The following is a 13,438-nucleotide window of genomic DNA, read 5'->3' on the forward strand; positions in this document are numbered from 1 at the left end:
CATTGTCTCCGGGTCAGCGCGCCCGGGGAATCGTTGGAGGACCGCATGCACCAGGTCCTCGACGAGCGGCAGCAGGCCGTGCTCGGCTGGGTGAACCAGGGGTGTCCCGACGGAGTCTGGCCGGACAGCACGTACAAGGTCAGCGCACAGGCCCTGCAGAACCGAGGACTCATCAACCAAGCCATCGCCCGCCGCTGCCGATACGGAAGAAGAACCAGCTCAGAGCACGATGTCTGACTGGAGTACTAGGGGGTGTCCGACGGGTGGGCCGTCGCGCCGTCGCCTACAGGTTCCATCACGGTCTCCTCGTCGTCGGACAACCAACCGGCGGCTCATTCCCTGACCGGCGGGCAGAACTTGTAGGTCGCGGCAGACCGCATCCCCTCACGAACCGCGCCGGGCATGGTCGCTGGCGCCGTGGCGTTCGTCCTCGTCCCTGGCCAGCATCGACAGCAGGCAGGCCACGGTCACGCCCTCCTCGGCCGGGTGGCGCAGCACCTTGTCCGGGTCGATCCTGTACCGATTGGAGCGGCCGTGGCGGGTGTGGGAGAGGTATCCGTCCTGCTCCAGGTCCGCGATGATCTTCTGGACGGCCCGTTCCGTGAGCCGACATCGCGCCGCGATGTCACGGACCCGCGCGTGGTGGTTGTCGGCGATGCTGGCCAGCACGCGCGCGTGGTTGGTCAGAAACGTCCACCCCGTGTGCGGCTCGGGCACTCCATGGAATTCCGTCACGACTCCATGTTACGACCACACATTCACGCACCCAAAAACACGAAGATAGATTCGTGTAGGGGTTGACGCGTCACGTAGAGGCGGCTGAGCCTGGAGAAGAGCAACCCGGAGGACCGGAGGAGGCGAGCATGACGACGCTACCGTCCCCGGACACACCGCTCGCCAGCGACGAAGCCGACCGCACACCGCCGTCCACCGGCGCGCTGCCGGTGCAGGCAGGGCCGGCCGGGATCCGCGTGACCGTCACCGTGAGCGGAGAGATCTGCCTCGACAACTGCCAGAGCCTCCGGCACGCCCTGCGTGATGCAATCATGCGGTCGGCCGAGGGTGTGGACCTGGACCTCAGCGAACTTCACTTCGCGGACTGTTCTGCACTCAACGTGCTGCTGACCGCTCGCCGCGACGCAGCCGCGGCGGGGAAGACGGTCACCGTCACCACGGCCAGCCCCGCCGTCGAACGACTGCTGACTTATACCGACACCCACAGCCTCTTCTCCCCCGCCCACGAGCATGCTGACCCGCCCGCCCGAAAGCCCGGGCCGCCGCGTGAAGAAACCGACGACGACCTCCTGCGGACCGAAGTCGTCCAGCTGAGGCACGCGCTGCGCACCCACCCGGACATCGACCTGGCACGCGGCATCCTCATGGCCTCTTTCGGTCTGAACCCCGACGAGGCGTGGCAGGTACTGGTCACAGCGTCCCAGAACACCAACACGAAACTGCACCGCCTCGCCGAGGACGTCGTCACCACCGTCCAAGGCGCGCCCCTGCCCAACCCGGTCCAGCAGCAACTCACCGCAGCCGTCGCCAGAACACGCAACACCGGCGGCGGACCGGCATTCGCTGTCAGGGAGGTTTGGGCCGGCGGGATCTGAGCTGCTGGGGTCGGTCTTGAGAGTCCGATGCTGAAGCCGGGCTTGCGTTCCGGATCTCATGCGTCGGCGCCTGCCGCAGGGAGGAGGCCCAAAGCCCGACTGTGAAGCACCAATTAACAGAAATTGGGAACACAGTGGATATCGCCCATCCATGAGGAGGTCGGTCAGATGTCTACCGGCATGCTTTTGGCGATCGTCATTCCCATCGCAGTGGTCGTCGTGCTGATTGCCGCGGCCCTGGCTCTTTTCCTGCGGCACCGGGCTCTGCGTCAGCGCTTCGGCCCCGAGTACGAGCGGACCGTCGACGGCGCCGACAGCAGGCTCGCCGCCGAGCGGGAGCTCAGCGCACGCGAGAAACGGCACGACAAACTCGACATCAAGCCTCTGCCCGACCGTCTCCGCGAGCGCTACTCACGGGACTGGGACCACGTGCAGCACGAGTTCGTGGACCGGCCCGAGGACGCCGTACACGACGCGGACCATCTGGTGACCTCACTGATGCAGGACCGCGGCTACCCCACCGAAAGCTACGACCAGCAGCTCAAGGATCTCTCCGTCGAGCACGGCCGCACCCTCGAGCACTACCGAGCTGCCCACGAGATCGACACACTCAGCGCGAGTCACAAGGCCACCACCGAGCAACTGCGCGGCGCCATGGTGCACTACCGGGCGTTGTTCGACGAACTTCTCTCCGACGGCGGCCAGACCCGCCACGCCCCGGCCTGACCTTCGGGCAGCCGGGACCGAACGGACACGGAGGAGACATGAGCCGCGACGACACACCGCACACTCGTGACAGCGGGCTGTCCACGGAGGACCTCGCCCAGCCCCGCAAGGCCGACGCAGCGTCGAACACCACTCCACCGCCCCCGGTCTACCCGAGCGAGGGCGACGACAGAACGGATGCGGCCGACGACCTCGTGTCCCGCGACGGGGCCACCCCCGCGGCGGACGAGGCGGCGGGCGCACGGACCACAGACGCCGACGAGATGCCGCAACTGCTGACATCGCAGGACGAGGAAGACTTCCGTAAGGAGTGGGAGAACATCCAGGGTGCCTTCGTTGACGATCCTCGCCAGGCGGTACAGGCTGCGGACAACCTGGTCGCCAAGGTCATGCAGACGCTCGCCGCGACGTTCGACGAGCACAAGAAGAACCTCGAAGAGCAGTGGAGCCGAGGCGAGCAGGTCGACACCGAAGCTCTGCGCAGGGCCCTGCGCCACTATCGCTCGTTCTTCAACCGCCTGCTCACCACCTGACAAACACACCCGTGAGGCGAGGCGCAACGGGTCCAGGAAGTGAACGGCATCCCGCCTCACAGCGGCCGGCACACCGGCCGGAGAGAAAGAAGAACGCCGTGATCGCACTTGGCATCATCCTGCTCGTCGTCGGATTCGTCCTGAACATCGGCATCCTGTGGACAATCGGGATCATCCTGCTCCTCATCGGAGTCGTCCTGTTCCTCCTCGGCTCCCTCGGCCACGCGGTCGGCGGCCGCCGCCACTACTGGTAGAGCACGCCTGTACAACTTCCCTCCCAGCGACACCGGCCTGCCCCTGATACACCGACGCGGTTCGTCAGGACTTCGCATCCTGGGACTGTTCTGCACCAGCCTCCCAGCCTGGGTCAGCAGCGCATTGACGATGAGCGCGGCCGCTGGCGGATCTTCCGCCGCTGTTGCCACGGCGTTGGCTGTGGGCTTGTTGGTCACGGCGTTCGGGGACGATGTGCTTGATCTGCCGACGCCGCAGGTAACGGCGGTTGCGGTGTGATGAGTACGCCCCTCCCTCGCGCCCTGCCCAGAGACGCCCACTCCGCCGCAGGTGAGAACGCCCCGCATGCGTGAGCAATGCGTGAGCGGACGGTCTGGGACGAGCCGTCACACACCTGTTCCTCCCCCTGTACCGCGTGGCGCTGATCAGGAAGAACACCACCACACGGCACGGCCAGGAACCCCCCGGTAAGGATCCGATCCCACTCCTAGAGCGGGTGTCGCAGGTTCCGCTTCGAACCAGGATCCCGAAGCAAGGCATAAATTCGCCGCTGCAATGCCGAGTGCCAAGTGCCGACGCTGAGGCGCCCCGATGCGTGACCTTCGTTCGGGACGAAGAGGTCGTGGGTTCAAATCCCGCCACCCCGACAGCCGAAACACCAAATCATGCCCGGCGCTGGAGACGATGAATCCCGACTGGTGTCCGAAGCCGGGGTAGGGAAGGTTCTGTCCGTAGAAGCCAGTGATCGCCGTGGGCACGGCGATGATCGCGGCCCAGCTCGTCACCTTCTTCATGATCAGGTTCATCCGGTTCGCCTGCACCGACAAGTTGGTCTCCATCACCGACGGCCACCAGGTCGCGCAGCGACTCAGTCCACTCGCCGGCACGCAGCACGTGGTCGTACACATCTCGGCAGTAAGGCAGCAAGAGGTCGTCGACGACGTCGAGGTCGGGGCGCATGAGGGCGTTGACAACCTCCCGCATGGGCAGGACCACGCGACGGAGCCGAACCAGTGATTTCCGCAGGGCGTAGGACTGGCGCTGTACGGTCTGGATCTGCCGGCCGCCGGAGACTCTCCGCCGTTGTTTCGCCGCCACAGAAGCGCGCAGCCACCCCGCAGGCCCCGACGGCGGAACACGCCTCCACCTCACCGTGGACACCACACGCATGGCGGAGCCGGTGCGCTCCTGGCTGTTGACCAGCCAGTCCTCCCGGGACGATCACACACAGCCGGACGAAATCCGAGGAGGATGCCCCTCAGAGGGGGAGGAGGACACCGCCCCAGACGTACGGGTTTCCGTCGGTGCCGGCACGAGAGGCGGGCGACCATGGCGACACTGCACGAGCGGCAGCACTACCGCGAGTCGATCATGAAGACCCTGTACGAGGCCATCGAAGGCAATCGCCTCCTCGGCCTCACCGGGACGCAGTCGCGCGAGGATCTCGCCATGCCCGAGGAGGACCTGGCCGCCGCCTGTATGTACTTGGCGGCCGAGGGACTGATCCAGGTCGACCGGGCCCGAGGAAACACACCCGCGATGGTCACGCTGACGCACAAGGGAATCCAGCTCATGGAGACCGAGGAGAAGGACAGTGACTGACACTGCCCAGGCCACCTCAGGCCTGCGGCCGGCCGCATAACGGCTATGTCCTCCCATATGACCGAAATGGCATCCTGGGCATACCCTGGTGAGTGGGCCGGTGCACTCTCACGTGCAACGACCCGGAAGGGCGGCCCCGGTGTGTATACGCCGGGGCCGTTGCGTCACCGGCCCATGCCACAGGGAGAAGGTGTGATCCACTCGGCCGATCTCCGCGAGTGACGCAACTGCGACGTCGTCGACCCGAAGGGCCGAGAGATCAGTCCGCCGTCCACGTGGACGGCGGACAACGACTGACCCGCCGCTGACGCCCGGAGGCTGACGTGGTGCTGTTTCTTCTGCTGCTCATCGTGGCGGTTGCGCTCGGCGTCATGGGGGCGCTCGGCAGGGACACGCTCTACCTGCTGATCATCGGGGTGATGGTGCTCATCGCCGACCTTGTCCTCCTCAGAACGCGCATGGGGCGCAGCCGCCGACCCCGCGTCCGGTAGAGCGGCCCGATCGGCCACCCGACCTGCCCTTCTGCGTGGCGTACCACCGTCTCCTGGCGCCGTGCCCGACATCGCTCGCATGCCACTTGCCTGAGCGACGTCGGGCACTCGCCGTTAGCGTGAAGGAAGGGGCACGACAGGCCGCCTGTGCGTCGGAAAGTGGTGACCGAAGATGACGGATACCGGACTGCCGAACCGGCCCGAGACCCCTCGCGCGGAATCATTGGGCGAGCGCGGCGGGAAGAGTGCGGGGGTGCCGCACGGAAGCGATCCGGGATCGCGTGGCCGTACAACGATCGCCGACGGCGTGGTGGCGAAGATCGCCGGGATGGCGGCCCGGGATGTGCCGGGCGTCCATTCGATGGGCGGTGGGTTCGCCCGTGGCATGGGGGCGATGCGTGAACGTATGCCCGGTGCCGGCGGGAAGTCCGTCACCAGCGGGGTGAAGGTCGAGGTCGGCGAGGTACAGACCGCGGTCGACCTGGAGATCGTCGTCGAGTACGGCGTCTCCATCATCGATGTCGCGGGCGACGCCAGAGAGAACGTGATCGCTGCCATCGAGCGGATGACCGGTCTGGAAGTTGTCGAGGTCAACATCGCGGTCGGCGATGTTCATTTGCTCGACGAGGACGAGGAACAGCCCGAGCGGCGGCTCGAGTAACCGCTTGCCTGAGCCGAAGCGAGCATGGAGCGCACCGGCTTCCGTGACAGCGATTGGTGTTGTGGCGTACCCCGTCCACGTCCTCACCCCCCGTCGCCAGCCGTCACGGAGCCGACATGCTCCGTCGAGCTGGACATCGCCTTGCTCGACCGTGCGGCACGCGCGCTCGGGACCGCCGGCCATCAGGAGACCGTCATCGCCGCCCTTGCCCTGGCTCATGGAGCCAGCAGCAGGCCGCGGAACTCCATCAACTCCGCGAGTACGTCAAGCGCATCGCTGCCACTGCCGAACAAGCGCTCCGAGCCGAAGGCTCCTCCCCTGCCTGACTGTGACGTCGTTCGGCGGGTCCTGGCGCGAAGGTCTTCCCTGGAGCGGAGACGGCAGGCCGCTGACCGCGGACCGTCGGGACTGCCTGAACCGCACAAGACGCTTTCGCCTACCTGTCGATGATGGGGCGATCGGGCAACGAGGAGTCCTTGGCGCGGAATCGGACCAGAGGAGGTTGCGGAGCCGCTTCGTCCTTCGAGTCGCCAGGCGGGAGCAGGGTGAAGGCAAGAGAGACCAGGGACGGGTCGACCGGTGTACCGGGCAGGTACGCGGTGTGTTGGTAGGCGTCACCCGCCTCCAGGACCGGGTAGAGCAATGCGATCCCCCTGCGATCCGGAAGGCTCGCACGAAGAGCCCGGGCGGCCAGGCGATGTGCGGGGCCGCTGATGGCGCCGAAGAGCGGCCCCCTACGCCGACTGCGGACGAAGAGGGAGAGCTCCGGGGACCCCAGCACAGATCCGGCCCGGCGCTGCGGCGGAGCTAGCTGGGGGGCGAGGATGAGCCAATCCTCGATGCTTGCCCCCGTCGTGCTTGCGGTCTGCAGATAGGCGAGGTGCGGTGCAAAATTGCCAGGGGCCAGCCACTCCAGCCTGCTGAGCACCTCAAGGAACTGCGTGTGTCCGATGACAGTCGTGTACGCGGAGAAGGAGGTCTCCTGCCGGCTGCCGTCGGCCGGCACGGAGACGGGGACCAGGGGGCTCTGGAAGGTGCCAAGGATCGCGCGCCACCGTTCCGTGTTTCGGCGCTTCGCGCCGATGTCCAGGGGGTAGCCCGACGGTTCGATCCAGTTCCCCGGTGACCGGACCTCCACGAGTTCGGCGTTGTACATCTTGGTGGGACTCGTCGGCTTGAGCCAGGGCAGGTACTGGGCCACCAATGGCGGGAGTTGCGCCGGAGTGATCATCGGCTTGCCGTCCACCAAGTGTGCGTAGTCGGCGAGTTGAGACCGGAACTCCTCCTCATCGCGGCACATCGTTGCGAACGCCTCGTAGAGATCGATCTCTTTGTTCCCAGCAGCTTCACCGCGACTGATGTAGAGCCGGACCAGGTCGGCATAGCCTTCGCGGAAGCCGAACCAGCGGCCCATCTGCATCAGGGTGTCCGCCTGTGAGGCGGCACGACGGTAGTAGCTGATGGTGAGGCCCTCGACGGTGAAGCCTCGGGCAAGCTTGGCGCCCCCGACTAGGATCTTCCATACGGGGCGCTGGTCGAAGTCCACGCTGGTGCGCCCGATATCCCTGTCGCCGTTGACGATGGTCACAGGCTTCTCTGAGCCGTCGGCGATGCGGGCACGCGCGGCATCGATATACGGGATCAGCTCGTCGAACGAGACAGGGCGTGCGAGGTCTTCGGCCCGGTGGGCGGATACGGGGGCAAAGTCCAGGTCGTAGAGCGCCCTCAGCCGATGAAGAGCCTCGGCCTCAAGTGGGCCGGGGACGTATCAGAGCTTAAGGAGACGATCCATGAGCTCGCGGTGGTCGGCGATGCGCACGGACTCGTGGACCGGCATGGTGTGGTGACGGTAAGCGACACTTCTCGGGTCGAGGGCTTCGCGGTACAGCTTGATGGCGCCTGACAGGACAAAGGCATCGAGGGCCTGTTGCAGAGAGGAGTCGTCGCCCGGTTCGGCTTCGTGGATGGCGCGCACATGGGCCATCTCCTGGGAGTTGGCGACCGTTCGCTCCTCAGGAGGAATGGCAGAGTCCACGTCGTGGAAGTCGCGCGCCCCCATGTACCCAGCCGGGCGGGGCAACGAGAGCACGAAGTCCTTTGGGAAGACGTCCTCCGCATCGTGCGGATCAATGAGGACATTGGCGAACGGCGTAGCCGTATACGCAACGTACTGGGCTCGGGGAAGCAGGCCAAGCAGTTCGGAGAGGAGTCCGTTGATGGCGCTGCGCTCACGGCCTTCACGTTGATGCCCAGGGTGCAGCGTATTGACCGATCCGTGGTCGGACTCGTCGTCCACGATCAGTGCCGGTATCTCCTGCAACTGGGCACCGAGTCTGCGCAAGTCCCTGATAACCGAGCCGAGCACGGCCTTGTTCTTCTTGACCACCATGAGCCGGGCGGCCGTGCGATGCAGGTTGGCCGGGTGATACAGCGGCAGCGTGGGGTCACGCTTCTCGAACTCGAGCGCGGCGATCCCCTGTTGCAGGGACTGGTAGTCGCTGTTCAGGGTCGTGAGTCGGAGAACGTCGAACGCTCCGTGGAGGGATGGAAGTCCGCCGTGAGTCAAGAACTCTCCCGCCCTCCACTCCGGGTCCAAGGCGTACTCGCAGTCCTCTTCGGGGGCTCCGCGCAGAATGTTCTCGCGACCGACCAACTCCTTGTCGATACGCCGTTGTGTCTGGGCGCGAAGGATGTTGAGAGAGCCACTGAGGATGATGACCAATCGGTAGCCGGCATCGACAGCCTTGGCGACGACCCCAGTAATGCTGGCGGTCTTCCCGGACTGGACGTAACCGATGACCAAACCCTTGGACTGGTAGGCGGCAGCATCAGTGGGGTCCGCGAGACGCGCGACCACTTGGGCAGCGCTCTCTCCCACGGTGGCCACCGCCTCGGCGGTCCATCCCTTTCGGGCGCACGCCTGCGTCGATCGGACGTTCCCCCGCCTGATCGACCCTCCTGGTCGCCGCAGGGCCCAGTGTGAACGTGTCTTCCGTGACCGACTCGGTCACGTGGACCCGGTGCTCGAACGAACGTGGGACGACGTCCTGCGGCCCCCGTCCGGCGCCGGCTCGGCCGGTCCGGGCAGCCCGCCGGGACCGGCTTCTGGGACCGGGCGTCCGAGGGCCGACTCGGTGCTCTCGCCGAGGAAGCCGCCCGACTGGTGCTGCCACAGCTTGGCGTAGGCACCGTCCGCCGCGAGCAGTTCCTCGTGGGTGCCCTGCTCGACGACGCTTCCGCGGTCGAGGACGACGAGACGGTCCATACCGGCGACGGTGCTCAGACGGTGGGCGACCACGAGGGCCGTACGTCCGTCCATCAACCGCCACAGGGCGTCCTGGACGAGGAGTTCGCTCTCCGAGTCCAGCGCGCTGGTCGCCTCGTCGAGCAGCAGGATCGGGGCGTCGCGCAGGATGGCCCTGGCGAGGGCGACACGCTGGCGCTGGCCGCCCGAGAGTTTCACTCCCCGCTCCCCCACCAGAGTGCCGAAGCCGTCGGGGAGTTGGTCGGCGAACTCCGTGACGTGCGCGGCCGCGGCCGCGGCGTGGATCTCCTCGTCGGTGGCGCCGGGGCGGGCGAAGGCGATGTTGTCCCGCAGGCTGCGGTGGAACATGGCGGGTTCCTGCGGGACGTAGGCGATCAGTGAACGCAGGTCGGTCTGGCGCAGCCGGCTGATGTCCTGCCCACCGATCAGGATGCGTCCGTCGTCGATGTCCGACATCCGCAGCAGGAGCCGGGTGAGTGTGGTCTTGCCGCCGCCGGACCTGCCGACCAGACCGATACGTGCGCCTGCGGGCACGTCCAGGTCGAGTCCCTGGAAAATCGGCTTCGCGCCCGTGTGAGCGAAGGTCACCGCCTCGAAGCGGATGCCGGTGTCCTGCGGTGCGAGCGGTTCGGGTTCCGTCGGGTCGAGCACGGTGGGCGGATCCAACAGCAGCTCGGTGAACTGCGCGGCCTCGGTCATCGAGCTTTCCAGACGCCGGTAGATCTGGTTGAACTCGAACATGATCTGGGTCGCGTTGGAGTAGTAGGTGAAAGCGATGACGACCTCCTCCACTCCCTGGCCCGGGCCACCGAAGGCGATGGCGACCAACAGGCCCAGCACGTTGGTCAGCACGGACATGGGGGCGATCAGGGTGTCGACGCGCAGATTGCCGTAGTCCCACGACCTCAGCGTCAGGCGCCGGGAGTCCGCGACACGGCTGCGGTGTTCGTCGGCCTCCCGCCGCTCGGCCGCGAACGCCCGGATGGTCTCCATGTTCACGAGGCTGTCGGCAACGTGGCCGGAGACCCGGGCGATCGCCGCCTCACGGTCATTGACGAGCCTCTGCCGGCGACGGATCAGAGGCGTCGCGGCCACCACGGTCAGCACGATCATCACAAGAAGGCCGGCGACGAGCATCGGTTCGTAGCTCCACAGCACCACGGCACCGAACACCAGGGGGACGAGACTGCCCACGATCCGGTACGTCACCGTGTCGACGAAGTCCTCGAAGCGCTTGCCGAAGCTGAGCACCCGTTTGGTCAGGGAGCCGGCGAAGTTGTCGTGGAAGAATGCCGCGTCCTTGGCGAGGAGTTCGTCCATGCCGCTCACGTACAGGTGTTCCATGCCGAGGGCGTCCACGCGGTTCAGGCAGTGCTGCCCGACCCGCCACACGGCCTCGGCGAGCAGCAACGTCACGCCGAAGCCCAGCACGTACGGCAGCGCCGAGCTGAGGGTGAGACCGCCGCCGTCGGCGGCCTGTCCTGCGAGTTTGGCGATCAGTAGGGGTGCGACGTAGCGGATGCCGATGTTGCCCGCAGCGGGCAGCAGCAGCGCGGGCAGGGCCAGCCGTCGTAGCCGCAGCAGTTCCCGGTTGTAGCGGCGCAGTGCCAGAACGACCGCGCTCCTGCCCGGCATCGGCCCTCGCGTATCTGTTGTCCCCATCACACTCCCGGAGGTTCGGAAGTCGGAAGTGTCCCGTCGGGGGAGGTCCTCAGTCCAGGCATTTACCGCGGACTGGCGATTACCGGACACCGCTGCCGGCAAGCACGCCGACACAACTTCCACGGCATTCGACTGGCGGCCCTTCCTTCTCAAGTGGAGCGGGGAGTGGGCAGACTCCCTGCCGGACGGCGAGACGCGGGGCGAGGACGACGAGACCGCCAGGCAAGCGCGGTGGCTGGGGTTCCCGCCCGCGTCCGAAGAGCGGATCGCAGCCATGGAAGAGCGCCTCGGCCGACGGATGCCCCCGTCGTACCGGGAGTTCCTCAAGGTCAGCGACGGGTGGCAGCACGCGGGCGGTTTCGTGTGGCTGCTGGCGGGGACCCAGGACGCACACTGGCACGACAACGAGTCGGGACTCGCTGACGTGTTCGAGGAGTACCTGGACGAGGACGCCGGGCACGAGGAGCGGCTGGAGGCGGACATCTGGCGGCGCGGGCTGCAGCTCGACGTCGAGTCCGACATCACCCATGTCCTCATGGACCCCGAGGACGTGGACGAGGACAGCGAGTGGCCCGTGTACACATGGGCGAGTTGGCGGGCCGCGCCACCCGAGCGGCACGCGCGGCAGCCCCCTATCGGGACACGCCCCGCCGGCCCGGCACCGACAACGCACCATCCCCGGCCAACGTCCGACACCGTGAGACCAGGACACTTCGGTCAGGCGTGTCATGAGTCAGACCCCGGACCCGGGACAGCACCCTCCCATCCTCCCGCCCGTCACAGCATCCCCACCCAGAAATACTGAGCATTACAGGCACCGGCATGTGGATCTCACCCGGCCCACGACGATGGGCTGTACTCTCCACTGCTTCCGGAGCTTCTACGCCTCACCGTGCGAAGCCGCCGCGGCCCCGGTCAGGAGCAGGGTCACCAACCGCGTGAGCCGGGGACGAATTCGGAGGCCACCTCGCCGCATGGGGCTGCCCACCATGAGCACCCCGTCCGTCCGACCGGCCCGGGAGGGCCGGATACAGTGCGCGCGACGGCAGCCTGGTTGCTCAAGGAGGGGAAGCGTGACCGATACCAGCGAAACCCGACCCGCCGACAGTGCAGCGCACGCGACTCAGCAGAGCCGACTGCGCCGCCTGATGCGCTACCTCCCACTGATCGCCCCCGTCCTGCTGTGGACCGTGCCCTGCTGGATGCTGCTCCACACCGGCCAGCACTGGCCGCTCCCTGTCACGCTCTCCGGCACCGCCCTGTTCGCCCTCGGCCTGATCGGTATGCCGCTCGCGATGGTGCGCGGCCACGGCCGACGCCAGCAGGACTGGGCGGCGATCGTCGGAGACACCCTGCTGGGCACCAGCTGGATCCTGTTCACCTGGTCCGTCGTGCTCGGCGTCCCGCTGCGGCTCGCCCTGACCGTGACCGGCGTCGGCGACGGCCAGGACCGGGCCCGGATCGTCACGTGGGCGGTCCTCGGCGCCGCCACCGTGCTGCTCGCCTGGGGGTACGCCGAGGCCCGCCGGGTACCACGGGTACGCCGCCTGGACGTGCAACTTCCGCGCCTGGGGGCCGGGTTGGACGGCACGCGCGTAGTCCTCATCACCGACACCCACTACGGCCCGCTCGACCGCGCCCGCTGGTCGGCGCGGGTCTGCGAGACGGTCAACACGCTGAAGGCCGACCTGGTCTGTCACACCGGAGACATCGCGGACGGCACGGCCGAACGGCGCCGCGCCCAGGCCGCCCCACTCGGCACCGTGCAGGCCACCCGGGCCCGGGTCTACGTCACCGGCAACCACGAGTACTACGGCGAGGCCCAGGGCTGGGTCGACCTGATGGACGAGCTGGGCTGGGAGCCGTTGCGCAACCGCCATCTGCTGCTCGAACGCGGTGGCGACACCCTCGTGGTCGCCGGCGTGGACGACGTCACGGCCGAGTCCTCCGGCCTCGCCGGCCACGGCGCCCACCTCGCCGGAGCCCTGCACGGCGCCGACCCCGACTACCCCGTCCTGCTCCTGGCCCACCAGCCCAAGTTCGTCGACCGGGCGGCAGCCGGCGGCGTGGACCTCCAGCTCTCCGGCCACACCCACGGCGGCCAGATCTGGCCCTTCCACCACCTGGTCCGCATCGACCAGCCCGCCCTCGCCGGCCTCAGCCGCCACGGCACCCGCACCCTCCTCTACACCAGCCGTGGCACCGGCTTCTGGGGCCCGCCCTTCCGCGTCTTCGCCCCGAGCGAGATCACCCTGCTCGTACTCCGCTCCCCGCAGCGGCCCCCCACGCCGTAGCGCTGGGCGGGCCGGCGGTTCCGCTGGAGATGCTGCAGTGCGCCGGAGCCCCGAAGAAGGGCTGCGCATCCTGCAACGCCCTGCGCGTCACCAGCGGCACCAGCGCCTTCCAGGAAGAGCAGGCGGCGAAGAAGGGCATCGCACCCCAGACCGTCCGGCCGAACGCCGCCGCGGACTCCCCCACCGGCTACGGGCCCAGCGACCTGAAGTCGGCCTACGGCCTGACCTCCGCCGCCTCCGCCAGCGGCTCCGGCAGGACCATCGCCATCGTCGACGCCCACGACGACCCGAACGCCGAGTCGGACCTGGCGCGGCGTCCAGCGGCTCCTGCATGCCGGCCGCCATGCGGGCGAAGCCGGT

13 protein-coding genes and 4 pseudogenes are annotated in these 13,438 nt (G+C 67.6%); 10 read left to right on the forward strand and 7 right to left on the reverse strand.

Annotated features, from left to right (window positions below):
- Nucleotides 1-45 precede the first annotated feature (45 nt).
- A complete protein-coding gene (locus ACFY3C_RS19925) occupies nt 46-237 on the forward strand; it encodes a hypothetical protein (protein WP_390771679.1) in 192 nt (63 codons plus the stop codon).
- Between the two features lie 147 nt (nt 238-384).
- Here the strand turns inward: ACFY3C_RS19925 and ACFY3C_RS19930 are convergent, their stop codons facing one another.
- Nucleotides 385-735, reverse strand: coding sequence for a helix-turn-helix transcriptional regulator (locus tag ACFY3C_RS19930; RefSeq protein WP_390771680.1), 351 nt, complete (start codon nt 733-735; stop codon nt 385-387).
- A gap of 128 nt (nt 736-863) precedes the next feature.
- On the opposite strand from ACFY3C_RS19930, the gene ACFY3C_RS19935 reads away from it, so the two are divergent.
- From ACFY3C_RS19935 to ACFY3C_RS19950, 4 genes are all read left to right on the forward strand, one after another.
- On the forward strand, nt 864-1,610 hold the full coding sequence (locus ACFY3C_RS19935; protein ID WP_390771681.1) for an ANTAR domain-containing protein: 747 nt from the start codon (nt 864-866) through the stop codon (nt 1,608-1,610).
- Nucleotides 1,611-1,778: 168 nt separating this feature from the next.
- Nucleotides 1,779-2,336 (forward strand): hypothetical protein, encoded by a 558-nt coding sequence (locus tag ACFY3C_RS19940; protein WP_390771682.1) that lies wholly within the window; start codon nt 1,779-1,781, stop codon nt 2,334-2,336.
- A 38-nt stretch (nt 2,337-2,374) separates the two neighbouring features.
- Nucleotides 2,375-2,869, forward strand: a complete 495-nt coding sequence (locus ACFY3C_RS19945) for a hypothetical protein (protein ID WP_390771683.1) — start codon at nt 2,375-2,377, stop codon at nt 2,867-2,869.
- A gap of 98 nt (nt 2,870-2,967) precedes the next feature.
- Nucleotides 2,968-3,123 carry a DUF6131 family protein gene (locus tag ACFY3C_RS19950; RefSeq protein ID WP_099053157.1) on the forward strand — a complete coding sequence of 52 codons (156 nt, stop codon included), beginning with the start codon at nt 2,968-2,970 and terminating at the stop codon, nt 3,121-3,123.
- Between the two features lie 145 nt (nt 3,124-3,268).
- On the opposite strand, the pseudogene ACFY3C_RS19955 reads toward ACFY3C_RS19950, so the two are convergent.
- From ACFY3C_RS19955 to ACFY3C_RS19965, 3 genes and pseudogenes are all read right to left on the reverse strand, one after another.
- Nucleotides 3,269-3,391, reverse strand: a pseudogene (locus ACFY3C_RS19955) (IS5/IS1182 family transposase); the annotation flags it as partial.
- A gap of 137 nt (nt 3,392-3,528) precedes the next feature.
- Complete coding sequence (locus ACFY3C_RS19960) at nt 3,529-4,011, reverse strand: CorA family divalent cation transporter (protein WP_390771752.1); 483 nt, start codon at nt 4,009-4,011, stop codon at nt 3,529-3,531.
- Between the two features lies 1 nt (nt 4,012).
- Nucleotides 4,013-4,273 (reverse strand): annotated as a pseudogene (locus ACFY3C_RS19965) (hypothetical protein); the annotation flags it as partial.
- A 159-nt stretch (nt 4,274-4,432) separates the two neighbouring features.
- On the opposite strand from ACFY3C_RS19965, the gene ACFY3C_RS19970 reads away from it, so the two are divergent.
- The 3 genes from ACFY3C_RS19970 (at nt 4,433) to ACFY3C_RS19980 (ending at nt 5,857) form a co-directional block, all read left to right on the forward strand.
- On the forward strand, nt 4,433-4,705 hold the full coding sequence (locus ACFY3C_RS19970; RefSeq protein WP_390771684.1) for a hypothetical protein: 273 nt from the start codon (nt 4,433-4,435) through the stop codon (nt 4,703-4,705).
- A gap of 323 nt (nt 4,706-5,028) precedes the next feature.
- A complete protein-coding gene (locus ACFY3C_RS19975) occupies nt 5,029-5,196 on the forward strand; it encodes a hypothetical protein (RefSeq protein ID WP_167357509.1) in 168 nt (55 codons plus the stop codon).
- A 172-nt stretch (nt 5,197-5,368) separates the two neighbouring features.
- The gene (locus ACFY3C_RS19980; RefSeq protein WP_390771685.1) at nt 5,369-5,857 is read left to right on the forward strand and encodes an Asp23/Gls24 family envelope stress response protein; all 489 of its coding nucleotides are present in this window, start codon (nt 5,369-5,371) and stop codon (nt 5,855-5,857) included.
- Nucleotides 5,858-6,293: 436 nt separating this feature from the next.
- Here ACFY3C_RS19980 and ACFY3C_RS19985 read toward each other — a convergent pair.
- From ACFY3C_RS19985 to ACFY3C_RS19995, 3 genes and pseudogenes are all read right to left on the reverse strand, one after another.
- A pseudogene (locus tag ACFY3C_RS19985) lies at nt 6,294-7,592 on the reverse strand (Z1 domain-containing protein); the annotation flags it as partial.
- A gap of 33 nt (nt 7,593-7,625) precedes the next feature.
- Nucleotides 7,626-8,744, reverse strand: coding sequence for a hypothetical protein (locus ACFY3C_RS19990; protein ID WP_390771686.1), 1,119 nt, complete (start codon nt 8,742-8,744; stop codon nt 7,626-7,628).
- A 120-nt stretch (nt 8,745-8,864) separates the two neighbouring features.
- A complete protein-coding gene (locus ACFY3C_RS19995; protein ID WP_386576236.1) occupies nt 8,865-10,784 on the reverse strand; it encodes an ABC transporter ATP-binding protein in 1,920 nt (639 codons plus the stop codon).
- 112 nt (nt 10,785-10,896) lie between these two features.
- On the opposite strand from ACFY3C_RS19995, the pseudogene ACFY3C_RS20000 reads away from it, so the two are divergent.
- Together ACFY3C_RS20000 and ACFY3C_RS20005 are read left to right on the forward strand one after the other, a co-directional pair.
- Nucleotides 10,897-11,406: pseudogene (locus tag ACFY3C_RS20000) on the forward strand (SMI1/KNR4 family protein); the annotation flags it as partial.
- A gap of 451 nt (nt 11,407-11,857) precedes the next feature.
- Nucleotides 11,858-13,078: a metallophosphoesterase gene (locus ACFY3C_RS20005; protein ID WP_390771687.1), complete on the forward strand. Its 1,221-nt coding sequence runs from the start codon at nt 11,858-11,860 to the stop codon at nt 13,076-13,078.
- Nucleotides 13,079-13,438: the final 360 nt, after the last annotated feature.

Source organism: Streptomyces sp. NPDC001410, assembly GCF_042895235.1.
Taxonomy (GTDB): domain Bacteria; phylum Actinomycetota; class Actinomycetes; order Streptomycetales; family Streptomycetaceae; genus Streptomyces.